This window comes from Micromonospora sp. NPDC003197, from assembly GCF_053590565.1.
This window is the reverse complement of record NZ_JBSFTE010000008.1, coordinates 1-22,314: the sequence shown is the minus strand read 5'-3', so window position 1 is coordinate 22,314 and position 22,314 is coordinate 1. Positions and strand designations below refer to the sequence as shown.

Below are 22,314 nucleotides of genomic sequence, written 5' to 3'. Positions count from 1 at the left end.
GCCGGCACGGTAGCCCGCCCGGTCCACCCATCCGCTTTGGTGTTAGGAAGGGCCCCTTCCTATGCAAAAAGCGATAGAAAGGGGCCCTTCCTAACGCGCGATGCGGTAGCCCACCCCGGGCGTCGTAGTGATGACCGTTGGCGGCCCCAGTTTGCGGCGGAGCCGCCCGATGGTCACCGTGACGGTGTTGGTGAACGGATCGGCGTTCTCGTCCCAGACCTGCTCGAGGAGCGCCTCGGCACTGAGGAAGGCCGGACTGGCCCGCAGCAGGGCTTCCAGGAGCGCGAACTCCTTGACCGAGAGGCTGAGCTGACAACCGTCCCGGGTGACCGTGCGGCGTACCGGGTCCAGTTCGATGCCCGCCGCCCGCAGGGTTCGGGGCCGGGCAGCGGGTCGCCGCCGCGCCAGAGCCCGGATCCGCAGGACCAACTCGGGAAAGTGGAACGGTTTGGCCAGGTAGTCGTCGGCACCCAGGGTGAGGCCGCTGACCCGGTCGTCGGGCGAGCCGGCTGCGGTCAGCATGAGGACCATCGCCCGGTCCTCCCGTTCGGTGATCATCCGGCAGAGCACGTCGCCGTGGAGTCCGGGCAGGTCGCGGTCGAGGAGCACCACCTCGTACGCGTTGAGGTCGAGCTTGGCAGCGGCGGTCAGGCCGTCGTGGGCGACGTCGACGGCCAGGCCCTGGTCCCGTAGTCCCTCAACCAGCACCTCGGCGAGCGCGTACGCGTCCTCGACTACCAGGATCCTCACGTCACCACGCTCGAAGGTGCGGCTTCTGCCGGTACGGAGATGGTGACGCGCAGGCCACCCTCGCTCCGGGCGTGCAACTCCAGCCGACCGCGGTGCGCGGCGACGATGGCCGCGACGATCGACAGGCCGAGCCCGGAGCCGGTTTCGGAGCCGGTACGGTCGGCGGCGAGCCGCTGGAACGGCTCGGTGAGCCGAGCGACCTGCGCCGGGTCGAGCGGCGGTCCAGCCGTTTCGACGATGAGTTGCGCCCAGGCATCCCTGGTGCGGGTGAGAACCCGCAGCCAGCCGCCGGCCTGGTTGTGGACGATCGTATTGTCGACCACGTTGGCTACCGCCCGAGCCAGCAGGGTCGGGTTGCCCCGGGTCCACCCGCGATCGCGGATGTCGACCTCGACGGTCAGGTCCTTCGCCGTGACGTCGGCGGCACGGGCGGTCACGGCTTCGGACAGCAGGCCGCCGAGCGGGACCGGGGCACGATCGGGCAGCACGCCGTGCTGCGCCCGGGCCAGGACGAGGAAGCCCTCCAGCAGTCCGTCGACCCGGTCGAGCTCGGTACGGAGCCGGCCGGTCAGCGCGAGTGTCTGCGGTGGTACCGGCTCCGGTTTGGCCAGGGCGACGTCCAGCGACGCCCGCATGGTGGTCAACGGTGTCCGTAGTTCATGGGAGGCGTTGGCGACGAACCGGCGCTGGGCGGCGAACGACGTCTCCAGGCGTTCCAGCAGCCCGTCGATGGTGTCGGCGAGGTTCTTGATCTCGTCGGTGGGGCCCGACACAGCCAGCCGTCGGTGCAGGTTCTCGGCCGAGATTCGCTGGGTCGCGGCGGTTATCGTCCGTAGTGGTCGCAACACCCGACCGGCGAGGAGCCGTCCCAACAGGATGGAGATTCCCGCCATCACGGCGAGTGCGATCAGCGAGCCCACCAGGAGTTGCCGCGACTGCGTTGCCCGGAGGTCGGCGAGTTGGGCTTCGAGCTGCTCGATGTGCGTCCGGGCGGCGGCGAGGTCGACCCGCTCGCCGGGTGGGCGCCCACCCGGCGCGACCTGGGTCACCTGACTCCCGGCCAGCAAATTGGTGATGGCCAGCAGGCCGGCACCGGAGACCAGGAACACGACGGCGTACAGGACGGTGATCCGGCTCCGGATGGTCCGGCCCGATCGCGGGAGGCATCGCAGTTGGTCCATCAGTTTTTTCCCCCGTCCACACCCGGACCCTCAGGATGCCGTGCCGCACCTAACAGCGGGATGACAGCGGTCGTTCGGGCCGTGTCATGGGCGGCTCCGTAGAACCGGAGGCATGCCAGAAACCAACGAAGTCACCGGTGTGCCCCTGGGCGTGGCCGTACGCCGGGAATGGTCCGTCTTCCGGAGTCGGAATCGGGTGCTCGCCCTGACGGCCGCGGTGCTGGTCACCGTACTGCTCGGTCTGCTGGCCGCGGTCGGCAGCCGGTCATCCTGTAGCGAGGGCGACGTGGCGATCGCCTGCCCCAGCGATCCGGTGGGGCCAAACGGCCAGGTGGTGACCGATCATTTCTATTTCGCGCACCAGCCGCTGGACGGGGACGGCAGCATCACCGTACGCATGATCGACATGACCGGCATCATCACCTACCCGCCGCCGGATCACGACGAGATCGTCTCCGGCCTCGTACCCTGGGCGAAGGCCGGGATTATGATCAAGGACGGCACGACCCCCGGATCCTCGTACGCGGCGTTGATGCTCACCGGTAAACACGGCGTACGGATGCAGCACGACTACGTCCACGACACGGCGGGTCGCCCGGGCGGAGTCTCGGCCGACGCGCCGCGCTGGCTGCGCCTGACCCGCACCGGTGACACCATCACCGGTCACGAGTCGAACGACGGCACACAGTGGACGAAGGTAGGTGTGGCCCGTCTCCCTGGGCTGCCCCGTACCGTGCAGGTCGGGCTCTTCGCCACGTCCCCGGGAGATTTGACACTACGCCGTACGGAGTTCGGGGCGAGCACCTCCGAGGTGCGGTTCACCCAGGCGACTGCGGTCTTCGACAACGTCAGTCTGGCCGGCGGTGCATCGGCCGGCGAGTGGCAGCACGTCGGGACGGACGTCCAGACCGACTGGGAGCGGTATCACCGGGCACCCGGGCTCGTCGAGTCGGACGGCACCCTCACCGTCACCGGCTCGGGTGACATCGGGCCGATCGGTGCGGTGGGCGGCCGTACTCCGGAGGACACCCTCGTCGGCCTGGCCATCGGGCTGATGATCGTGATCGTGTTGGCGGTACGGTTCGCGACCAGGGGACTCCGACCGGGGCGCACCGGCGTCGCATCGCTGAGCGGGCGGGACCTGGTGGCGAAGGCCGGCGTGGTCGGCCCAGTCGCCTTCCTCACCGGACTGGTCGCCGCCGGGATCACCGTGCCGCTCAGCGCGCAGGTTATGCGCGCCACCGGTACCCCCACCGTCGCGGTGCCCACCCTGACCGAGCTACGGCTCGTCGTCGGTGTCGCCACGCTGTATGCCGTCACCGCTGTCCTCGCGCTGTCCCTCGGTGCGCTGGTGCGCCGTGGCTGGGCGGCGATCCTGGTCGCGACCTCGATGGTCGTCCTGCCGTACGTCCTCGGTGCGCTGCCGCTGCTACCCGACGACGTGTCCCGGTGGCTGTTGCGCCTCACCCCCGCCGCCGGGTTCGCGGTGCAGCAGACGATCCGCGAGTACCCGCAGGTCGTCGCCCACTACGTACCATCCACCGGCTACTTCCCGCTGGCCTGGTGGGCGGGCCTTGCCGTGCTCTGTGGTTACGCTCTGGTGGCATTCGGGATGGCCATCGCGCGGACCCGCCGTGCCGGCAGCGACGACAGCAGGGGGGTGGAGGTAGGCCCACCCCGCAGTGGGCAGGAAACCTCATTCCGGGCGCTAATGTCAGATGACACCGTGAACGTATGCGAATCCTGACGACCATCGTGACCGTCTTCGCACTCCTGGCGCTGCCAGCGTCTGCGACCGCCAAGCCCGCTGCGACCGCCAAGCCCGCCACGACCGCCGAGTCCGCCGGTACTGGCAAGGTACGTACCGACACGGGCTGGATAGCTGGCACGGTACGGGGTGACCATCGGCTCTTCCAGGGCATCCCCTATGCCGCCGCCCCCGTCGGCGAGTTGCGTTGGCGCTCTCCGCAGCCCGTCGAGCCGTGGACCGGCGTCCGGGATGCGAAACAGCCCGGCCCTCGGTGCGCCCAGACAGCGGACAGTTGGGGCCTGCCGGCCAGCGACAGCGAGGACTGCCTCTACCTGAATGTGACCGCGCCGCGCGGTGCCGCATCCCAGCACCCCAAGCCGGTGCTGGTCTGGCTGCACGGCGGCAGCCTGATAAAGGGGGCCGGCAGCGACTACGACGCCACCCGCATCGCCACGCGTGGCGACGTCGTCGTGGTGACCGTCAACTACCGGCTGGGGATCTTCGGCTTCTTCGGCTACCCGGGGCTGCCGGATGGTGGCGCGTTCGGGGTGGAGGACCAGCAGGCGGCGCTGCGGTGGGTGCAGCGTAACGCGGCCGCGTTCGGCGGTGATCCCGGCAACGTCACACTCGCCGGCGAGTCAGCCGGCTCGCACTCGGTATGCGCCCAGCTCGCCTCCCCGGGCGCAGCCGGCCTGTTCCACCGCGCGATTACCCAGAGTTCGCCGTGTTGGATTCAGGAGGACCTGCCGAAGGTCCTCAATGTTCCGCTCTGGGTCCCGGCCGTAGTGCACGAGGGGCATGGGCAGATGATCGCCGGCCAGCTCTCCTGCCCGGATATCGCCTGCCTTCGGGGTAAGTCCGTTTCGGAACTGCTTGCGCAGCCCGTACTGCCCCTGCCCGGATACGGCAACGCAGTGCTACCCGAAGACCCGGCGACGGTCTTCGCCGAGGGACGCTTCCACCGGGTGCCGATTCTGTCCGGCATCACCCGGGACGAGGGCACCATGTTCGCCTCGATGGTGTTCCCGAAGCTCACCGCTGAGCAGTATGTCGACGGCGTCACCCAGATCTTCGGGGAGCGGGCACCGGCCGTCCTGGCCGCCTATCCGCCCGGCGAGGTGCCCACCCAGTCCGCTGCTGCCATCATGAGCGACCTCGACTGGGCGAGGGCGGCGCGGGACACCGATCAGTTGCTGGCCCGGTACGTGCCGGTCTACTCCTACGAGTTCCTCGACCGGACCGCACCGCAGCTGTTCCCGTTCCCCGACGACCAGGTGGAGCCCCTGGCTTCGCACGGCTCCGAGCTGCCGTTCCTTTTCGACCCGTCGTGGGAGTCTGCCCCGCTCACCGCCAAGCAGCGTCGACTCGGCGACCTGATGATCGGCTACTGGGCCCGGTTCGCCAGCACGGGTGACCCCAACGGACGCGGCCTACCGGCATGGCAGCACCACCCGTACGTCCAGGGCTTGGACCTCGACCGGGTAGGCCGGTTCGACCGGACCACCGCGCACCGGTTGACCTTCTGGGACGAGATCTGACGCTGCTCTCTGGATCGACGGCAGCCCCGAAGGGCGCCAGCAGCAGTAGGCCCGCAGGGTGCTGGTGGCCGTAGGTCCGCATCGGCCCGGTGACGACACTGTCGTCACCGGGCCGATGGCCGCGTCAACTCCGGATTTCGCCGTGCTCCACGCAGGTCGCCGACCAGCCGGCCGGCAGGACCTGCACCTTCATCCGCCGCTTGCAGAGGGAACAGAAGCGGGGTGGTTCCAGCTCACGGGCGGCCTGACAAGCATCATGCTGGCCGCTGCCGACCGCCTCGCCGCACCGGTCACACCACAGCGCCGTCGTCGTCATCGACCCGCTCCCTACAGCGTCGCGGACAGGGCCTTGACCGGCATCTTCAGGTCGTCCAGCAACTCCAGGTCGGCGTTGGCCGGGCGACCGAGCGTGGTCAGGTAGTTGCCGACGATGACCGCGTTGATGCCACCGAGCAGTCCGTCCCGGGTGCCGAGGTCACCGAGGGTGATCTCCCGGCCGCCCGCGTACCGGAGGATGGTCCGGGGCATCGCGAGCCGGAACGCGGCGATGGCCCGCAGGGCATCACGCGCCTCCACCACCGGCTGGTCACCCATGGGTGTGCCCGGGCGCGGGTTGAGGAAGTTGAGCGGCACCTCGTGCGGGTCCAACTCGGCAAGCTGGGCGGCGAACTCGGCCCGCTGCTCCAGGGTCTCGCCCAGCCCGAGGATGCCACCGCAGCAGACCTCCATGCCGGAGGCGCGCACCATCGTCAGCGTCTCCCAGCGCTCCTCCCAGGAGTGCGTGGTGACCACCTTGGGGAAGTACGACCGGCAGGTCTCCAGGTTGTGGTTGTAGCGGTGCACCCCCATTTCGACCAGTTCGTCGACCTGGGCCTGGGTGAGCATGCCGAGCGAGGCGGCGACCTGGATTTCCACCTCCGCCTTGATCGCGGCGACCCCCTCACGCATCTGCTTCATCAGCCGCTCGTCCGGGCCGCGTACCGCCGCGACGATGCAGAACTCGGTCGCCCCGGTGGCAGCGGTCTGCTTCGCCGCCTTCACCAGGGAGGGAATGTCCAGCCAGACCGAGCGCACCGGAGAGGCGAACAGACCCGACTGCGAGCAGAAATGGCAGTCCTCCGGGCAGCCGCCGGTCTTCAGCGAGACGATCCCCTCGACCTCGACCTCCGGCCCGCACCAGCGCATCCGTACGTCGTGGGCCAGCTGTAGGGCGGCGGGCACCTGCTCGTCGGGCAGGTGCAGTACGGCGAGCACCCCGGCCTCATCGAGCCCGACTCCGTTTTCGAGCACCTGCGTACGAGCCTGATCGAGGATCTCTGACATGGCCGTACCCTACTAGCTTGGGTCGGCATGCCGACCAGGCCAGCCGTACCGGAAGTGGTATTTTCGCCGGTCGGGGGCGTTCGTACGGGAGGCCGTGGGCAGTATCCGGCGGTCCGCCACCGAGCCGAGGGGGTGACCGTGGCGAACTGGCTGGCAACACTCGATCGTCGGGCTCAGCTGCGCGCCCGGGCGGGACTGACCCGGCGGCTGCGCCCACGCGGGGCGGCCGACGGCGCGGTCGACCTGGCCGGCAACGACTACCTCGGCCTGTCCCACCATCCGGATGTGACGGCTGCGGCGGCGCGGGCGTTGACCGAGTACGGGCTGGGGGCGACCGGCTCCCGCCTGGTCCGGGGCTCGACAGACCTGCACGACGCGCTGGAGGCGGAACTCGCCGCCTGGCTCGGCGCGGTGCGGTCCCTGGTCTTCTCCTCCGGCTACCTGGCCAACCTGGCCGCCGTACGGGCCCTGGTCCGGCCGCGCACCCTGCTGGTCTCCGACGCGCACAACCACGCCTCGCTGATCGACGGCTGTCGACTCTCCGGTGCGGAAACCCTGGTCACCCCGCACCTCGACGTCGCCGCCGTCGATGCGGCGCTGGCGGCGGCGCGCGGCCGGCCGGCGGTGGTGGTGACCGAGTCCGTCTTCTCGGTCGACGGTGACCTGGCCCCGCTCGCCGAGCTGCACGCCGTCGCCCGGGAGTACGGCGCGCTGTTGCTGGTCGACGAGGCGCACGCGCTGGGCGTGACCGGCCCCGGTGGTGCCGGGTCGGTGGCCGCCGCCGGGCTGGCTGGCGAGCCGGACGTGGTGGTGACCGCGACCCTGTCCAAGGCGCTCGGCGGGGCGGGCGGGCTGGTCGCCGGACCGGCCGAGCTGATCCAGCACCTGGTCGACACCGGCCGTACCTTCATCTTCGACACCGCGCTGCCCCCGTCGGTGGCCGCCGGGGTGCTCGCCGCGACCCGACTTGCCCGCGCCCGTGAGCCCCTGCATACCGCTGACCGCCTGCGCGCCGGCGAGCCGCTACGTGCCGGTGACCAGTCGCGGGCCGGTGACCAGCTGCGGGCCGAGTCGGCCCGCCGGGTCGATCACGCGGTACGGCGACTGCGTGTGGCCGGGTTGACGGTTTCCACGCCGGCCGGCGCGGTGCTGTCGGTGGCCGCGCCCGACGCGGAGTCGGCGGTGGCCTGGGCGGCGAGCTGCCTCGACCGGGGCGTCGCCGTCGGCTGCTTCCGCCCGCCGTCCACCCCGGACAGCCGCTCCCGGCTGCGACTGACGATCAACGTGGGGGTGCCGTCGGCCGATTTCGACCGGGCGCTCGACGTGATCGTCGCGACTGCCCCGACGGCCGCCCGGACCGCACCTGAGGAGACCGGATGATTGGCGCTGTCCGGACCGTACCGGAGGAGACCGGATGACCACCGCCTGGTCCGGCCCGATCGTGGTGACCGGCACCGACACCGACGTCGGCAAGACCGTGGTGACCGCCGCCATCACGGCGGCGGCGCAGGCAGCCGGCCTGCGGGTCGCCGTGGTCAAACCCGGCCAGACCGGTACGGCCACCGGCGCGCCGACCGATGTGGATGTGGTCGACCGGCTGGCCGCGCCAATGACCTCGATGACCCTGGCCGACTATCCGGACCCGCTTGCCCCACTGGCCGCCGCCCGGATAGCTGAGTTGGAGCCGTTGGAGCTGTACACCGTCGTCGACGCGGTCCGCGCCCAGGCGGAGAAGCACGACCTGGTGTTGGTCGAGGGGGCCGGTGGGTTGTTGGTGCCGATGGGGGTCCGCCCCTCCGGGGAGCCGTGGACCGTGGCCGACCTGGCGGTCTCCCTTGGCGCCCCGGCGGTGGTCGTCTGCCGGGCCGGGCTGGGCACGCTCAACCACACCGCGCTCACCCTGGAGGCGCTGGACCGGCGGGCCATCCCGGCCGGGGTGGTGCTCGGTGCCTGGCCGGCCGAGCCGCAACTGGTGCACTGGGCCAACCTGACCGATCTGGTGCCCAACATGGTTGGTGCGCTGCCCGACGGGGCCGGCACCCTGGAGCCCGGGGTCTTCCAGCGCTCCGCGCCTGGCTGGCTCACCCCGGCGCTCTACGGCGTCCTCGACGACTGGCGTACCTGGGCCGAGGAGGTCAACTAGATCGACTCCCGCCAGTGGATGATGAGGGAAGTTTGGCCGACTCGGAGCTGATTTCTTCGCCTCCGCCCGGAATTCGCCGCCGAGCCGACCTGGCCCTGCGGTTCGGCGACTGAACGGCGAAGCGGTGTCTGACTCGGCCGCTGTGGAGCCAGACAGCGCTTCCTTGCGTGCCCAGGTGGTTCAGCCGTTGATGACGTGTTCGTTCTGGCCGCGTTCGGCGGCGTGCAGGGTCCAGTAGGCCTGGGCGATCTGGTCGGGTGCGACGTGCGGGATGCCGGGTGCCGGCGGTGTCGCGCCGATGAAGACGTTGATGGCGACGGTTGCGGCCTGGATGCCCTGGTTGGCGAGGGTGTTGTGCAGGTTGTGGGCCCAGTTGCGAAGGGCGGCCTGGGCGGCATTGGTGGCGCCGAGCATGGGGTACGGGGTGATCGCGCCACCGCCGGTGGTGAACAGCAGCGTGCCGGTGCCCGCGGCGAGCATGCCGGGCAGGACGGCACCGACCGCGGTCACGGCACCGTAGAGCAGCTGCTCGATCTCGGGTCGCAGATTGTCGATGGTGACCTCGGCCGGGGTGACCCGGTTGAGGCCGGCATATGGCGAGAACTCCAACACCTCAATACCGCCGAAGTGCGCCGAAGCCTGTTCCAATGCGGCTGCCAGTGCCTGCTGGTCGCCGGTGTCGGCGGTGAATCCCGCGGCGGTGATGCCGGCGGTGGCGAGTTCGGTGACCAGGGCGTCGAGCTTGTCCCTGTTGCGGGAGATCAGGGCGACCTGGTAGCCGTGGCCGCCGAAGACCTTGGCAATGGAGAGTCCGAGGCCGGGGCCGGCCCCGACGATGGCGATGGTGGGCATGACGAAAGCACCTTTCAGGCATGGTGAGGAATCGCCTGACCTCTTACGGCCAGGTCGTGCAGAGAAGAGCCGGGCGGAGCCGGTGGTTAGCGGCCGGCGACCTGGTTCACCGGGCCGTCCGGTTCAACGGCCCGCAGCAGACGCTCGGCGATGACGCCGAGCTGCCGCTGCTGCGCCTTGGTGAGCGGGTCGAAGAGGACCCGCTGCACCTCGGCGACGTGCGCGGGGGCGGTCACGACCACCTTGTCCCAGCCGTCGTCGGTGAGGGTGGCCAGCGTGTAGCGGCCGTCGGTCGGATCCGGTGAGCGGCGTACCCAGCCCTGCCGCTCCAGCCGGGTGACGACGTTGCCGAGCCGGGCCAGGCTGCTGGCGGTGTAGCCGGCCAGCACGCTCATCCGCAGGGTGCGCTCAGGCGCCACCGACAGCGCGGCCAGGACCATGTACTCGAACTGGCTCATGCCGGCATCGCGTTGCATCTGCGCGTCCAGCGTCGCGGGCAACCTGATCAGCGCGTACGCGAACAGGTTCCAGACCCGCTGCTGCTCCTCATCGAGCCAGCGGGGTGCCTCGGTGTCGTCCATGGCCCCCAGCATAGCTACAAGCTTGTAGTGATTGCCAGCTTTTCATGGCTTGTAGCTTGTAGTGATCGACTGCTGCTTTCGCTACAAGGTTTGAGTCATGCTGGGAAGTGGTGATAGGTGATGAACGTGTGGGATCAGCCGGACTGGCGGGCCGTCCATGCCGGGTCACGGCCGCTGAACGCCAGGGCCCGGTCCAGCGGCGACGCGGAGTCCGGCACCGGCACCGGCTCGGCGAAGATGCCGGCGGCCCGCCCCTGGCCGGCCATCCGCTCGATGATTCCCCGCGTCGTCTCGGCAACCGCAGTGGAATAGGCCGGTCGCTGTCCGGTCGCTACGGCCAGGTCCCAGCCGTGCAGCACCAACTCAGCCAGCATCAGCGAACCGACCAGTGCGGCGGGCATCGGCACGCCAGCGAGGCTGGTCGTACCGGTCCAGGCGTCCGGTACCGACCAGGCCGCGACGGTCTGGTCGGCGTGTCGAGCGAACGTCTGGGCCCAGTCGACTCCGACATCGTCCGGGCCCGCATCGGGCATAGGTTGCTGCTTGCGGGCCGCCCGCTCGGAGAAAAGCACCCCCCAGTACGTGAGGTGCCGCCCCAGCCCGGCGACGTCGTACTCGGTGCAGGGGGTGGGCAGGGCAAGCTGGTCCGGTCGTACGGCGCGGACGATCTCCGCTGTCCGTCGCATCGCCTCGGACATCGCCTCGGACATGGCCTCGGGCAGTGATTCGTGCATGAACCTGACGGTAGGCCCGGTCTGGCGGTGACTCTTGAAGAAACACGATGGATGGCGTGAGGCCACAAACTTGACCCACATCGACCTCCCGTCGGTGCGAGAGCCGGCCAGATCCTGACGGCAACCCACTCGGCAGCGGCTCGGCGGTCCCCGTCAGACTGAACCAAAGGAGCAGACGTACTTCCAAGGAGGATCCTTGAGACCTTCTGCCAGCCAGCGCCCCATCACCTCGGACCCGAAGATTCCGTTCGGTGTCAAGCTGTGGTTCGCCCTGTGCACACTGATCGGCTTGGTACTGCTTGCGTTGGCGGTGTGGCTGGTCTTCAGCACACTCGACTGGCGCGGCTGAGGGGTGCTGAGCTGGCCCGATGATCGAGGCTTCGTCCACGCGCGGGCAGCCCGGGAGAGATTCCACTATGCCCGGCGGCAGCCCGCGCCCGAGCTGGCACCGTTCGTGGCGCACTACTGGGCCGTGGAGTACGACCTGCGTGGCGAGGCGCCGTACCGCCAGCGGGTCTTACCACACCCGTCGGTCAACCTCGTCGCCACCGACGGGAGAGTGCGCACGACGGCGGCCGGGCCGACCCGGTCCTGGATCGCCGGGGTCATCCGTGGCCACCATGACGAGACGCTGTGCGACACCGGCTGGGTAGTCGGGGCACGCTTCCGGCCGGGGGGCTTCCGCCCGTTCCTGGGCGCACCGGTGGCCACCATCACCGATCGGTTCCTGCCACTGACCGACGTCTTCGGGCCGGTCCTGGGGTCGGCCTTCGGGCCCACCGCCGACGTCAGTCACACCGCTGGCGACGACGCCGACGGCACGGACAGCGGCCCCCAGGCGCTGATGAACCACCTGGACACCCTGCTACTCGCTGCCCGACCGGTGGTCGACCCGACAGTGGCGGAGGTGGCGGAGCTGGTCGCCCGTATCGCGGCCGATCCGGCGATCGCCCGGGTCGACGAACTGGCCCGCCAGGCCGGTACCACCGTGCGCCAGCTTCAGCGGCTGTTCCACGAGTACGTCGGTGTCGGCCCCAAGTGGGTGATCCGGCTCTACCGCCTGCACGAGGCGGCCGATCGTGCCGCCAGCGGTGAGAAGATCGGCTGGGCGGCGATGGCGGCCGAACTCGGCTACAGCGATCAGGCCCACCTCGTACGCGATTTCACCGCACAGGTAGGTGTACCACCCGCCCGGTACGCCCGTGCGGATGCCGTCGGGACACCACCGTCCACGAGTAACGCGCCTATGGCCCGCCGCTGACCGCCGTCACCTGACTTTCGTCAGTAACGCCGCAGATAGAGGCACTTGTAGCCTGGCCGGATGGCGGCGTGGCGCGACATCGGGAGCGGATTGGTGCGGGGCGGATCGCGGAGCCGGCAGGAACTGCTGTTCGACGTGCTGCTCTGGGTGGTGCTGTCCGCACCGATCGCCTGGGCGCTGCTCGTACCCTGGCCGGATCTTCTCTTGGGGTTTCGCCTGGCTGGCTCGCTGCTGCTGGTCGGCGTCGCGGTGGGGTTGAGTCGTCGGCATCCGACGGTTTCGCTGGTGCTGATGGTGCTGCCCACCATCTTCGACGGCAACTTCGTCTTCGCCATCCCGGTGCTGAGCTACCTGACGGGGTTGCGGACACCCCGGGCCAGGCCGGCCGCGCTGGTCTTCGGTGTGATCGCGGTCGGCGGCACGGTGCTCAACCTCGGCGTGCTCGACCTGGACGTGAACAGCTGGTTCCTGATCGCCACCGTACTTCTGTTCGCCGGGGTGTTCCCCTGGTTGCTGGGCCGCTATCGGCGGCAGCACCAGGCGCTGGTCCTCGCCGGATGGGAGCAGGCCGACCTGCTCGAACGCGAGCAGCGTGGGGCCGCCGACCGGATCCGGATGCGGGAACGCGCCCGCATTGCCCAGGACATGCACGATTCGCTGGGACACGACCTGAGCCTGATCGCATTACGGGCCGGAGCCCTCGAGGTGACGCCAGGCCTGGACGAACGGCACCGCAGAGCCGCCGGTGAACTGCGGGTCAGCGTCGCCGCCGCCACCGACCGGCTACGGGACATCATCGGAGTGCTCCGCGAGGACGCCGAACCGGCGGCCATCCGACCGGCCGACGAGAGCATCGCCGACCTGGTCGCCGGGGCGCGCGATGCCGGGATGTCGGTCAACCTGGTCCGCGACCTGCCACTCGGTGGGCAGTCGGATGCTGATCCAGTGAGCAGCGGGCGACCGGACGAGGCGCTGTCCCCGATGGCCGACCGGGCCGCGCACCGGGTGGTGCAGGAGGCGCTGACCAACGCGGCCCGGTACGCCCCGGGCGCGGCGGTCGTCGTCGGGGTCGTCCGAGTGGGGGAGTGGACCGAGGTGAGCGTACGCAACGAGCCACCCCCAGCCGGACCACTGCCCGGTACGGTGTCCACCGGCTCCGGCCTGCTCGCCCTGGGGGAGCGAGTACGGCTGGCCGGCGGCACGCTCTCGACCGGCCCCTGCGACGGCGGCGGTTTCGTGGTGACCGCCCGGCTGCCGCACGGTGCTGCTGATCGGGTGTCCGGTGTCGATCGGGTGTCTGGTGTCGATGGTGGGCCACTGTCCGACGCGGCAGGGCTGCTGGTGTCCGCCGACGCGGCAGCGCTGCTGACATCCGCCGACGCGACTGGGCCACTGGCATCCTCCGACGCGGCGGTCCGGATGCGGCATGCCCGACGGCGGGTACGCCGCAGCCTGCTGGCGGCCGTCGCCGTACCGCTGGTCATCGCGGCGGTGCTGTCGCTGGTCTACTACCCGCTCGCCACCTTCAACGCCGTCCTGGAGCAGCGCGACTACGACCGGCTGCGGGTCGGTGAGTTGCGGACGGACCTGCGTACGGTGTTGCCGGCTCGGCAGGTGGCCGCGCCGAGCGCCGCGAATCTCCCCGTACCCCCGGCCAACTCGGTGTGCGAGTACTACACCGACGGCAACTTTCCGTTCGCCGAGCCGACCTATCGGCTGTGCTTTGGCAACGGCCGGCTGACGGCCAAGCACCACCTGACTGGCTGACGGCCAAGCACCTTCTGACCGGCTGACGGTCACTGCCCCCACCCCTGTGCTGAGAGGTTAGGAAGGGCCCCTTCCTCTACAAAAAGCGATAACAAGGGGCCCTTCCTAACCCACATGTCAGGAGAGCAAAGAGTGATTTCGGTGCTGTTGGCCGACGACGAGGCGATGATCCGGGCCGGCGTACGGGCGATCCTGGCCGCTGACCCGGAGATCGAGGTGGTGGCCGAGGCCAGCGACGGGCGGGAGGCGGTCGACCTGGTCCGGGCGCACCGGCCACAGGTGGCGTTGCTGGACATCCGGATGCCCCGGCTCGACGGGTTGGCCGCCGCCACGCAGATCCGGCAACTCGTGCCGGAGACCGCCGTGGTCATGCTCACCACGTTCGGTGAAGACGACTACATCGCCCGGGCGCTCGGTGACGGGGCCAGTGGATTCCTGCTCAAGTCCGGCGACCCACGGGAACTGATCGCCGGGGTACGGGCGGTGGCCGACGGTGCCGCCTACCTGTCGCCCCGGGTGGCCCATCGGGTGCTCGCGCTGGGTGGTGAACGGATGGCCCGGGGGCCGGCGGCCCGGGACCGGATCGGCACGCTCACCGAGCGGGAACGTGAGGTGTTGGCGCTGGTCGGTGCGGGGCTGTCCAATGCCGAGATCGGCCGGCGGTTGTTCCTGGTGGAGGGCACCGTGAAGAGCTACCTGAGCACGATCTTCACCCGGCTGGGCGTCCGGAACCGGGTCCAAGCGGCGATCATCGCGTACGAGGCCGGACTGGTGGATGCTGCGTGAGTTGCGTACGAGGCCGGACTGGTGGACAGCGACAGTCGACCGGCGGGCGGTCCGATGATCGGGCCGCCCGCCAGCTGTCGACTGTGCACTCTCAGGCGTCGCGCCGCCGCAGTACCAGCCGGCCAGCGAACAGCGCCACCACCGCCCAGCCGGCGAGCAGCAGCAGGCCGACGACGGGCGGGTACGGGTCGGTGTCACCGCGCATGAAGTGCACACCGGCCACCCCGGGGAGGAGGTCGGCGATCCAGGTGAGCACCGAGATGTCCGGCTCCTGCAACGACAGCGGGATGATCATCAGGCTAAGGAAGAGGACGGTCAGGGTCAGCACCGCGCTGCGCAGCGCCGCCCCGAGACCGAGGGTGAACACCCCGATCAGGGCCAGGTAGCCGGCGACCGCCACGACGTCGCCCACCGTCTCGCCGACCGGCACGCTGCCCCATTCACCGAGCACCGGTCGGGCCACGGCCACGCCGACCACACCGAGCAGCAGGCCGAGGGGAAACGTGACCGCGCCGACGACGGTGGCCTTGGCCAGCAGCATCCGGGTACGCGACGGGGTCCACTGCAACGTCGCGCGGATCGTGCCGGTGGCGTACTCGGCGGTGATCACCAGCAGCGCCACCGCCAGCACGGCGTACTGGGTCAGCTCCATCGAGTCGATCACGATCCGGCCCACGGTGACCACACCGGGATCGTCGGCCGGGTCGTCGTTGGTGTTGGCGTTGGCGGCGTAGATGGCGAGCTGACCGGAGGTGGCCGCCATCAGCAGCACGCTGGCCAACATCGCCCACCATGTCGTACGGACTGACCAGAGTTTGGTCCACTCGCTGGCGATCGCCCCGGTGAGGCCACCACCGGACGGGGGACTGTCGGTGTGGGGGCGGGCCTGGCGAGCGGGCGGAGCGAGCGTGGTCACGCGGCTTCCTCGTTTCGGAACTGGACCTCGGGATAGGTGGCGGACGGGCCGTCGAGCAGCGGCCGTGACTGGTGGCGCAGATGCTGGTCCACGAACGCCGTGACGTACGCCCGGGTGATCAGCAGTTGCCGCTCCGCCGGCATCGGGCCCGGGTCCATGCCGAGCTGTGCGCCAAGCACCGGCCGGTCGGTGAAGGACATGTGCCCGGTGCCGGTGACCGTCAGCCAGCGTTTCCACCCGGCCAGCCCCGGCCAGTCGCGCAGCCAGCTGGCGTCCGCCGGCCGTTGGGCACCGACCAACATGAATGGCTTGGTGAGGGCACCCGCCGGAACCGGTACGAACAGCGTGCCGTCCAGGTTCGCCCCGGCGGCCACCCGACGGTCGGTACGCACCACCTGCGCCGCCGAGGCACCGCCGATGGAGTGGCCGATCATACCGATCCGGGTCCGGTCGATCGTCCAGGCACCCGGCCAGGCTGGCGTCGGCCCGGTCAACCGGTCCAGCAGGAACGACACGTCGACCGCCCGGCCCTCGATGACCTTCGCGGCGGTGCCCGTACCCCAGGCGTCACAGGCCAGACACTCGGCGACCCGGCCGTCGGGGAATTCGACCCCCCGCGCCTCGTACGGGTGGTCGACGCCGGCCACCACGTATCCGCGACTGGCCAACTCCTCGGCCAGCCCGGTCAGCGACTCCCGGCTCAGGCTGAAACCGGGGGAGAGCACCACCAGTGGCCAGCCGCCGACTGTCGGCCGTACCGGGACGTCCCGACGGGCGTTGGTGCGTACCGTGGTCAGGATCTCCGACGGCAGCGGCAGCCCTTCGGCGGCGACGATTCGGGCGGAGACGGCGGCCGTCGTGTACGGGGCGGGTTCGCCCCGGTCGGTGATCACCGGATACCACAGCGACACCATCAGCTCCCGGGTCGCGCCCGGCTGCCACGGGTCGGGCCGTCCACTGTCGACCAGGTGCAGCGACGTGGTGCCGACCGGATAGCGGCCGGTCGGGGCGGGCAGGCTCAGCGCCGAGGTGGCGGCCGGCGTCGCTGTGGGTGCGGCCACCGCCGCGCCGCCCGGTGCGAGCAGAGCCAGCAACCCCATGAGTACGACCAGCGCCCCGCCAACGCGACGGCTCAGCGAAAACGGCATCTTGCGGCTAAGCATGGTGACCCCCAACGGACGTGGTCGTGCCGGCGTACTCGAGACTGCCGGCGGTCAACTCCAGGTACGCCTCTTCCAGTGACGCCGAGCGGACGCTCAGCTCGTGCAGCCGTACCCCCAGCTCGTGGGCCAGGTCGCCGACTTGCTCGCCGCTGGCACCGGTGATGGTCAGCTCGCCGTCGCCGGTGGCCTTGACGCCGATGGATCGGGCGGTGAGCCGTTCGGCGAGTGCCGCCAGCCCAGCCGGCTGCGGGCTGCGTACCCGGACCGCCGTCGACGAGCTGGCGGCGATCACCTCGGCGATCGGGGCGTCGGCGATCAGCCGGCCCCGACCGATCACCACCAGTTGGTCGGCGGTGAGCTGCATTTCGCTCATCAGGTGACTGGAGACGAAGACCGTCCGGCCTTCGGCGGCCAGGGAACGCATCAACTGGCGGATCCAGCGAACCCCGTCCGGGTCGAGCCCGTTGACCGGCTCGTCGAACATCAGCACCGGCGGGTCGCCGAGTAGCGCACCGGCGATGCCCAGCCGCTGGCCCATGCCCAGCGACAGGGCCTTGCCGCGCTTGCCGGCGGCGGTCGCGTCCAACCCGACGGTGGCCAGCACCTCGTCCACCCGGCGGGTGGGGATGCCGTTGCTGCGGGCCATCGCCAGCAGGTGGTTACGTCCGGATCGGGCCGGGTGGATGGACTTGGCGTCGAGCAGCGCCCCGACCTCGTGCAGCGGATGACGCAGGGTCGCGTACGCCTGCCCGTTGACCAGCGCCTGGCCGGCACTGGGTCGGTCCAGCCCGAGGATCATGCGCATGGTGGTGGACTTGCCGGCCCCGTTGGGGCCGAGGAAGCCGGTGACCCGGCCCGGTGTGATGTCCAGGGACAGGTTGTCGACAGCTGTCGCCGCGCCGAAGCGCTTCGTCAGCCCGCGTAACGTGATCATGAAACCTCCCTCGGGGATCTCCCCCGTCGTGGTGCGTTGACGGTAGAAATCCGGCCAGGTGCGGCACAGCGCCCGAACGGGGCCGGTCCGTACTGACTTTCGTCAAGTGATGGACCATGCTTGACGACATGCCAGACACCATGCGGACATGGCGCAGCACGCTGGTGGCCCAGGTCATTGGCGGGATCCAGGCAGAACTCGACCTGGCCTGGGCGGGGCTGCTGAGTGACGTGGACGTTGCCCCTGACTCGCCGGACGAGACGGCACTGAGCTGGCTCGTGATCGACAATCCCCAGGAGTACGACTGGCGCGTCGTCGATGCTGCACTCGACCGTTTGACCTGTACGGAGTGCGGGTCCACCCTCACCGGGGGACCGGCCAGCTGTCAGCGGTGCACCTACTACCACGAAATGCGCTTCGCGGCCCGGGAGGTGGACCGGCCGAACGTGCCAGCCGGCAACGAGCACGCTATCCGCGTTTCCTTCGCCGTTGCCCGCAGCCGCCGCACCCGGTACGCCGCGCGGGTCCGGGTCGGCTACGAGCTGGTCTTGCCCGATCTCGTCGCCGGTGGCCTGCCCACCACGAAACAAGCCCAAGCGGCCAGAGCCTTAATCAACAAGTTGACACCCGAGGAGTGTGAGCGGGTCACGACCTTTGCTGAGATTGAGGAGCTGGCCCGTACCCGCTGACGAGGCACCCGTGCTCTTCCCGGCGGCGGTCGCGTTCTCTCAGGCGGCGGTCGCGCTTTTTTCGGCTGCGCGCCGGACCACGAAGGCGTCCGGCATTCGGAAGGAGAGGTTGTCCGGGCACCACGGGGCACGTTCGACCGTGACCCCAGCCAGCAGCGACGCCACCTCGCCCACCACCACCCCGGCCTCCATCCGGGCCAGTTGCGCTCCGACGCAGCGGTGCGCGCCCGCCCCGAAGGCCAGGTGTCGCCGCGAGCCGCGTTGCCCCGGCCGGAACTGTGCACCAGCGCTGACAATCGCCGGGTCCCGGCCGGCCCGAGCCAGCCACAACACGATGCTGCTCCCCGCCGGTACGGCAGTGTCGGCCAACACCGTGTCCCGGGCCGCCACCCGCCGCCAGGTCACGATCGGCGGGTCCAGCCGTAGCCCCTCCTCGACCACGTCCACGATCTTGACCGTGCCGGCGCGCAGCCCGGCCAACACCTCCGGCTCGGTGCTCAACCGATGCAACAACAGGGTGAGGAACTGCGAAGTGGTCTCCTGCCCGGCCACCAGCAGGAAGAACAACGCCCCCACCAGCACGTCGTGTGGATGTCCGGCGGCCCGCAGGTCAGCGACCAGCCCGTGACCGGTCTCGGCGAACCCGCTCAGTACGGCGTAGAAATGCCCAACGGTGTCGGCCAGGGCCAGCTGTCGTTGCGCATCCACCGGTGCCCAGAACAACTCCAACGCGGCCCGGGAGAACTGTCTGACCACCGCGACCAGCTCGTCCGGCAGGTCCACCAGCCGGGCCAGCACCAGCAGCGGCAGATCGGCGGCCAGCTCGGCGTACAGGTCGACCGGCTCACCCGCGTCCAGCACCACCGACAGTCTGTCGACCCGCTCGCGTACGACTCCGGTCAACCACCTGCGCTGCTCCTCGACCCGGGTCGGGTGCAGCGCGTCGGCGACGATGGACCGGATCTCCGGATGGGTCGGACTGCCGTTGTTGGCCAACGTCGGGGGCAGCCGGAAACCGTGCCGGGTCAGGATCCGCAGGGCGGCCACCGGCATCGGGGTCACCGCGTCCAGCGCGTTGTCCGGGCGGAACGTATCCGGATCGGCGAGCACCTGGCGAACCAGGGCGTACCGGGTCACCACGAGATGCTCGACCCCGACGTGGTCGGCGACCCGCGCGACATCCGGCCACTGCTGGTCGACGGCCCCCTGCCAACTGCGAAACAGCACGCCGCCACGCTACCCAGCGGCTGGCTTCCGGTCACGGGCGGGCGCGGGGCCGGTCGGCGGGTTCAACTCCCAGATCATGGTGCGCTTGATCCGTACGCTCTCCAAGGCCATCGGGACCGGCACGTCGTACTCGGCGAGCTGCCGGAACCGGGCCCGGGGCAGGAACGCCCGGTCCGGGTCCCCGACCAGGACCCGGGCCCCGCCCCGGGCCGCGCGTAGTAGGAACCGCAGCATCCGGTTCGCCATCGCCTCGCTGTAGAAGGCGTCCCCGACCAGTACCACCTGCGCGTTGCCGGCATCGCCGTCGAGGACGTCGCCGGCGAGCGCCGTCACCGGTACGCCGTTCGCGTCGGCGTTGAGCCCGATCGCGGCGACCGCCACCGGGTCCACGTCCACCGCCCGTGCCTCGGCCGCACCGGCGCGGGCCGCGGCGATCGCCACCAGACCGGAGCCCGAGGCCAGGTCGAGGACCCGTCGGCCGGTGACCGTCTCCGGGTGGTCGAGCACGTACCGGGCCAGCCCCTGGCCACCAGCCCAGGCAAAGGCCCAGAACGGTGGTGGCTGCTCGCTGCGGAACTCACCCTCGGTCAGTTCCCACAGGCCGATCGGCTCCTCGGCCTGATGGAGCTGGATCTCGGGTACGTGGGCCACCGGGGCCAGCCGGGCGTAGGTACGGACGAAGGTCGTCGAGGTGTCGGACACTCCGAGATTGTGCCCGCACCCGGGCGGGTGTCGGACGGCCGGTGGCCTGGTCGCTCGGTGTGCGGTGGTCGGCCTGGGTCGACGTCTGGGCCAGCGTCCAGGTCAGCGCGCGGTCAGCGCGTAGTCAGTTGTGGTCAGCGCGGGGGACGCCAGTTTGGTTCCCGGCCGAATCCGGCGATCAGCCGGTCCTGGTCGGTGGCCTCGGCGGGCACCTCGACGCGGGCGTCGATCAGATCGTTGTCCCGATAGAGCGGGACCCGGTCGGCGAACCAGTCGAGGCAGTAGCGCACCGCGTCGGCGTCCAGTCGGGGAGCGGCGCCGATCGCCACCGCCAGGTCCCAGCCGTGCACCAGGTGCTCGGCGAGCAGTTGATGCAGGTACTCCCGGGCGGGGGTGTCCCCGGCGGAGAGATGGGCGATGCGGTCCAGGGCACCGGGCGCGCTGACCGCCAGGTCGGCTTGGGCGGCCGCGTCCCGGGCCGCGCCGGCCGCGTCCACGCCCAGCAGATCGCCGTCGAACCGGTCACCCACCTCGGCGATGGTCGCGCCCGTAAACATCGGTACGGTCCACCGGTCCTCGCCGACCACATGATTGACCAGGGTCCGTACGTCCCAGTCGGCGCACGGGGTGGGTGCCGTCCACTGGCCGGAGCCGACCTGGCCGACCCGATCGGTGAACTCGTTGAGACTGCGGCGGTAGGTCGCTAACAGGGCCATGGGACCGATTCTTCCCCGGCAGTCGTGGTTTCGCCGGGTTCATCCGCCGTTCTCCGGCGGCTACTCCAACTCGGCCGGGTCCAGGCCGACCTCCCGAGCCGTGGCCAGCCGGATCCAGTCGGACAGCTGCCGGCGGTTGATCACCCGGTCGTGCACCGTTACCTGTACGGCGAGCCCGTCGATCAGCGCGTTGATCCGCCAGGCCGCGCCGGCCGGGTCGGCGCAGGTGAACGTACCGTCGGCGACGCCGGCCGCGATGATTTCGGTCAGGTCTTCCTTCCAGCGCAGGTCCAGCCGCCGGGACACCTTCTCCAACTCCTCGGTACGCAGCGACTCCGACCAGCCGTCGATCCACATCGCCCAGGATTTGGAGCGGCCGGTCGGGGCGTACAGCTTGAGGACCCGCTTAAGCTTGGCCAACGGCGGGGCGGAGGAACGGGCGACCGCGTCCAGCCGGGCCAGATCCTGCTCGGCCGCGTACGCGAAAGCCTGCGCGAGTAGCCGTTCCTTGGTCGAGAAATGGTAAAAAACGAGTGCCTGGCTGACCCCGGCGGCCTGGGCGACATCGGCGGTACGGGTGTTCGCCAACCCACGCTCGACAATTACGTCACATGCGGTACGCAGCAGGGCATCCAGGCGGACCTCGGCCGCGCGTCTCGTCACGCGGCTACGGTAACCCATGCCTCCGAGTACGGGGAGTTACCGACACGGCGTACAGCACTCACGCATCTAGCTCAGGTTCCTAGGACGATTAGCGGGTGTGGTGTGGGTGTTTTGGGCTCCTCTGAGCCTGCTGGCGCGTCGTGGGCACCCCGATTTGGCACTGGCTCGCCAGCTCGGCTAAAGTTCTCACCTGTCACCGGGAAACGCCGGAAACAAACGGAGACAAGCGGACGTAGCGCAGCTGGTAGCGCATCACCTTGCCAAGGTGAGGGTCGCGGGTTCGAATCCCGTCGTCCGCTCGGAGATGCCGCCACTATCAGCGGGGGCAACCTCGGTGGAGTGGCCGAGAGGCGAGGCAACGGCCTGCAAAGCCGTGTACACGGGTTCAAATCCCGTCTCCACCTCGCAGTAAACGAGGGCGATTGGCGCAGTGGGAGCGCGCTTCCTTGACACGGAAGAGGTCACTGGTTCAAACCCAGTATCGCCCACCAGTAAAAAGGCCAGGTCAGAGGTTATCTGACCTGGCCTTTTCTTGATCTTTGCCCTAGACGAGTAGTTCCGAAACCTGGTCAGTGGTCGTAAGCGATCAGTGATCGGGTGACGGGTGCTCCGGTCTTGTTGTTGTGCCAGATCCCGGC

23 protein-coding genes and 3 tRNA genes are annotated in these 22,314 nt (G+C 70.0%); 12 read left to right on the top strand and 14 right to left on the bottom strand.

Annotation, left to right across the window (positions count from 1 at the left end; translation table 11 throughout):
- Nucleotides 1-90 precede the first annotated feature (90 nt).
- Both ACWDV4_RS11075 and ACWDV4_RS11070 read right to left on the bottom strand, forming a co-directional pair.
- Nucleotides 91-750 (bottom strand): response regulator transcription factor, encoded by a 660-nt coding sequence (locus ACWDV4_RS11075; RefSeq protein ID WP_449976794.1) that lies wholly within the window; start codon nucleotides 748-750, stop codon nucleotides 91-93.
- A complete protein-coding gene (locus tag ACWDV4_RS11070) occupies nucleotides 747-1,931 on the bottom strand; it encodes a sensor histidine kinase (protein ID WP_449976791.1) in 1,185 nt (394 codons plus the stop codon). The genes ACWDV4_RS11075 and ACWDV4_RS11070 overlap by 4 nt, the downstream gene beginning before the upstream one ends.
- Before the next feature lie 112 nt (nucleotides 1,932-2,043).
- Here ACWDV4_RS11070 and ACWDV4_RS11065 point away from each other — a divergent pair, with 112 nt between their 5' ends.
- Together ACWDV4_RS11065 and ACWDV4_RS11060 are read left to right on the top strand one after the other, a co-directional pair.
- Nucleotides 2,044-3,678, top strand: a complete 1,635-nt coding sequence (locus ACWDV4_RS11065; RefSeq protein WP_449976788.1) for a hypothetical protein — start codon at nucleotides 2,044-2,046, stop codon at nucleotides 3,676-3,678.
- Nucleotides 3,666-5,219, top strand: a complete 1,554-nt coding sequence (locus tag ACWDV4_RS11060; protein ID WP_449976786.1) for a carboxylesterase/lipase family protein — start codon at nucleotides 3,666-3,668, stop codon at nucleotides 5,217-5,219. Before ACWDV4_RS11065 ends, ACWDV4_RS11060 begins: the two co-directional genes overlap by 13 nt.
- Before the next feature lie 124 nt (nucleotides 5,220-5,343).
- Here the strand turns inward: ACWDV4_RS11060 and bsaP are convergent, their stop codons facing one another.
- Both bsaP and bioB read right to left on the bottom strand, forming a co-directional pair.
- Nucleotides 5,344-5,535 (bottom strand): biotin synthase auxiliary protein BsaP, encoded by a 192-nt coding sequence (bsaP, locus tag ACWDV4_RS11055; protein WP_449976783.1) that lies wholly within the window; start codon nucleotides 5,533-5,535, stop codon nucleotides 5,344-5,346.
- An 11-nt stretch (nucleotides 5,536-5,546) separates the two neighbouring features.
- Nucleotides 5,547-6,542 carry a biotin synthase BioB gene (gene bioB, locus ACWDV4_RS11050; RefSeq protein WP_449976781.1) on the bottom strand — a complete coding sequence of 332 codons (996 nt, stop codon included), beginning with the start codon at nucleotides 6,540-6,542 and terminating at the stop codon, nucleotides 5,547-5,549.
- A gap of 138 nt (nucleotides 6,543-6,680) precedes the next feature.
- On the opposite strand from bioB, the gene ACWDV4_RS11045 reads away from it, so the two are divergent.
- Nucleotides 6,681-7,922 (top strand): 8-amino-7-oxononanoate synthase, encoded by a 1,242-nt coding sequence (locus ACWDV4_RS11045; protein WP_449977195.1) that lies wholly within the window; start codon nucleotides 6,681-6,683, stop codon nucleotides 7,920-7,922.
- Nucleotides 7,923-7,956: 34 nt separating this feature from the next.
- A complete protein-coding gene (gene bioD, locus ACWDV4_RS11040; RefSeq protein ID WP_449976778.1) occupies nucleotides 7,957-8,685 on the top strand; it encodes a dethiobiotin synthase in 729 nt (242 codons plus the stop codon).
- A 180-nt stretch (nucleotides 8,686-8,865) separates the two neighbouring features.
- Here bioD and ACWDV4_RS11035 read toward each other — a convergent pair whose 3' ends face one another.
- From ACWDV4_RS11035 to ACWDV4_RS11025, 3 genes are all read right to left on the bottom strand, one after another.
- On the bottom strand, nucleotides 8,866-9,537 hold the full coding sequence (locus ACWDV4_RS11035) for an SDR family NAD(P)-dependent oxidoreductase (protein WP_449976776.1): 672 nt from the start codon (nucleotides 9,535-9,537) through the stop codon (nucleotides 8,866-8,868).
- Between the two features lie 86 nt (nucleotides 9,538-9,623).
- A complete protein-coding gene (locus ACWDV4_RS11030) occupies nucleotides 9,624-10,118 on the bottom strand; it encodes a MarR family winged helix-turn-helix transcriptional regulator (protein ID WP_449976773.1) in 495 nt (164 codons plus the stop codon).
- Between the two features lie 134 nt (nucleotides 10,119-10,252).
- Nucleotides 10,253-10,852 (bottom strand): TIGR03086 family metal-binding protein, encoded by a 600-nt coding sequence (locus tag ACWDV4_RS11025; RefSeq protein ID WP_449976770.1) that lies wholly within the window; start codon nucleotides 10,850-10,852, stop codon nucleotides 10,253-10,255.
- A 196-nt stretch (nucleotides 10,853-11,048) separates the two neighbouring features.
- Between ACWDV4_RS11025 and ACWDV4_RS11020 the strand changes: the two genes are divergently transcribed.
- The 4 genes from ACWDV4_RS11020 (at nucleotide 11,049) to ACWDV4_RS11005 (ending at nucleotide 14,666) form a co-directional block, all read left to right on the top strand.
- Nucleotides 11,049-11,201, top strand: a complete 153-nt coding sequence (locus tag ACWDV4_RS11020; RefSeq protein ID WP_449976768.1) for a hypothetical protein — start codon at nucleotides 11,049-11,051, stop codon at nucleotides 11,199-11,201.
- Between the two features lie 3 nt (nucleotides 11,202-11,204).
- Nucleotides 11,205-12,113 carry an AraC family transcriptional regulator gene (locus ACWDV4_RS11015; protein WP_449976765.1) on the top strand — a complete coding sequence of 303 codons (909 nt, stop codon included), beginning with the start codon at nucleotides 11,205-11,207 and terminating at the stop codon, nucleotides 12,111-12,113.
- Nucleotides 12,114-12,173: 60 nt separating this feature from the next.
- Complete coding sequence (locus ACWDV4_RS11010) at nucleotides 12,174-13,880, top strand: sensor histidine kinase (RefSeq protein WP_449976764.1); 1,707 nt, start codon at nucleotides 12,174-12,176, stop codon at nucleotides 13,878-13,880.
- Between the two features lie 114 nt (nucleotides 13,881-13,994).
- Nucleotides 13,995-14,666 (top strand): response regulator, encoded by a 672-nt coding sequence (locus ACWDV4_RS11005; RefSeq protein WP_449976761.1) that lies wholly within the window; start codon nucleotides 13,995-13,997, stop codon nucleotides 14,664-14,666.
- 91 nt (nucleotides 14,667-14,757) lie between these two features.
- On the opposite strand, the gene ACWDV4_RS11000 is transcribed toward ACWDV4_RS11005, so the two are convergent.
- From ACWDV4_RS11000 to ACWDV4_RS10990, 3 genes are read right to left on the bottom strand one after another with little or no spacing between them, the layout of a single operon-like run.
- Nucleotides 14,758-15,582, bottom strand: a complete 825-nt coding sequence (locus ACWDV4_RS11000; RefSeq protein ID WP_449976759.1) for an ABC transporter permease — start codon at nucleotides 15,580-15,582, stop codon at nucleotides 14,758-14,760.
- The gene (locus ACWDV4_RS10995; RefSeq protein ID WP_449976757.1) at nucleotides 15,579-16,730 is read right to left on the bottom strand and encodes an alpha/beta hydrolase family protein; all 1,152 of its coding nucleotides are present in this window, start codon (nucleotides 16,728-16,730) and stop codon (nucleotides 15,579-15,581) included. The genes ACWDV4_RS11000 and ACWDV4_RS10995 overlap by 4 nt, the downstream gene beginning before the upstream one ends.
- A 7-nt stretch (nucleotides 16,731-16,737) precedes the next feature.
- The gene (locus ACWDV4_RS10990; protein ID WP_449976754.1) at nucleotides 16,738-17,679 is read right to left on the bottom strand and encodes an ATP-binding cassette domain-containing protein; all 942 of its coding nucleotides are present in this window, start codon (nucleotides 17,677-17,679) and stop codon (nucleotides 16,738-16,740) included.
- A gap of 128 nt (nucleotides 17,680-17,807) precedes the next feature.
- Here ACWDV4_RS10990 and ACWDV4_RS10985 point away from each other — a divergent pair, with 128 nt between their 5' ends.
- On the top strand, nucleotides 17,808-18,368 hold the full coding sequence (locus tag ACWDV4_RS10985) for a hypothetical protein (protein ID WP_449976751.1): 561 nt from the start codon (nucleotides 17,808-17,810) through the stop codon (nucleotides 18,366-18,368).
- Between the two features lie 39 nt (nucleotides 18,369-18,407).
- Here the strand turns inward: ACWDV4_RS10985 and ACWDV4_RS10980 are convergent, their stop codons facing one another.
- The 4 genes from ACWDV4_RS10980 to ACWDV4_RS10965 form a co-directional block, all read right to left on the bottom strand.
- Nucleotides 18,408-19,595: a cytochrome P450 gene (locus ACWDV4_RS10980; RefSeq protein ID WP_449976748.1), complete on the bottom strand. Its 1,188-nt coding sequence runs from the start codon at nucleotides 19,593-19,595 to the stop codon at nucleotides 18,408-18,410.
- 9 nt (nucleotides 19,596-19,604) lie between these two features.
- Complete coding sequence (locus tag ACWDV4_RS10975) at nucleotides 19,605-20,297, bottom strand: class I SAM-dependent methyltransferase (RefSeq protein WP_449976745.1); 693 nt, start codon at nucleotides 20,295-20,297, stop codon at nucleotides 19,605-19,607.
- A 134-nt stretch (nucleotides 20,298-20,431) separates the two neighbouring features.
- Nucleotides 20,432-21,013, bottom strand: coding sequence for a TIGR03086 family metal-binding protein (locus ACWDV4_RS10970; RefSeq protein WP_449976743.1), 582 nt, complete (start codon nucleotides 21,011-21,013; stop codon nucleotides 20,432-20,434).
- A 60-nt stretch (nucleotides 21,014-21,073) separates the two neighbouring features.
- The gene (locus tag ACWDV4_RS10965) at nucleotides 21,074-21,676 is read right to left on the bottom strand and encodes a TetR/AcrR family transcriptional regulator (protein ID WP_449976741.1); all 603 of its coding nucleotides are present in this window, start codon (nucleotides 21,674-21,676) and stop codon (nucleotides 21,074-21,076) included.
- Nucleotides 21,677-21,902: 226 nt separating this feature from the next.
- On the opposite strand from ACWDV4_RS10965, the gene ACWDV4_RS10960 reads away from it, so the two are divergent.
- From ACWDV4_RS10960 to ACWDV4_RS10950, 3 genes are all read left to right on the top strand, one after another.
- Nucleotides 21,903-21,975: transfer RNA gene (locus ACWDV4_RS10960), tRNA-Gly, on the top strand.
- Between the two features lie 34 nt (nucleotides 21,976-22,009).
- Nucleotides 22,010-22,080 (top strand) — tRNA-Cys (locus tag ACWDV4_RS10955).
- Between the two features lie 12 nt (nucleotides 22,081-22,092).
- Nucleotides 22,093-22,167, top strand: a tRNA-Val gene (locus ACWDV4_RS10950).
- The last annotated feature ends 147 nt before the right edge of the window (nucleotides 22,168-22,314 follow it).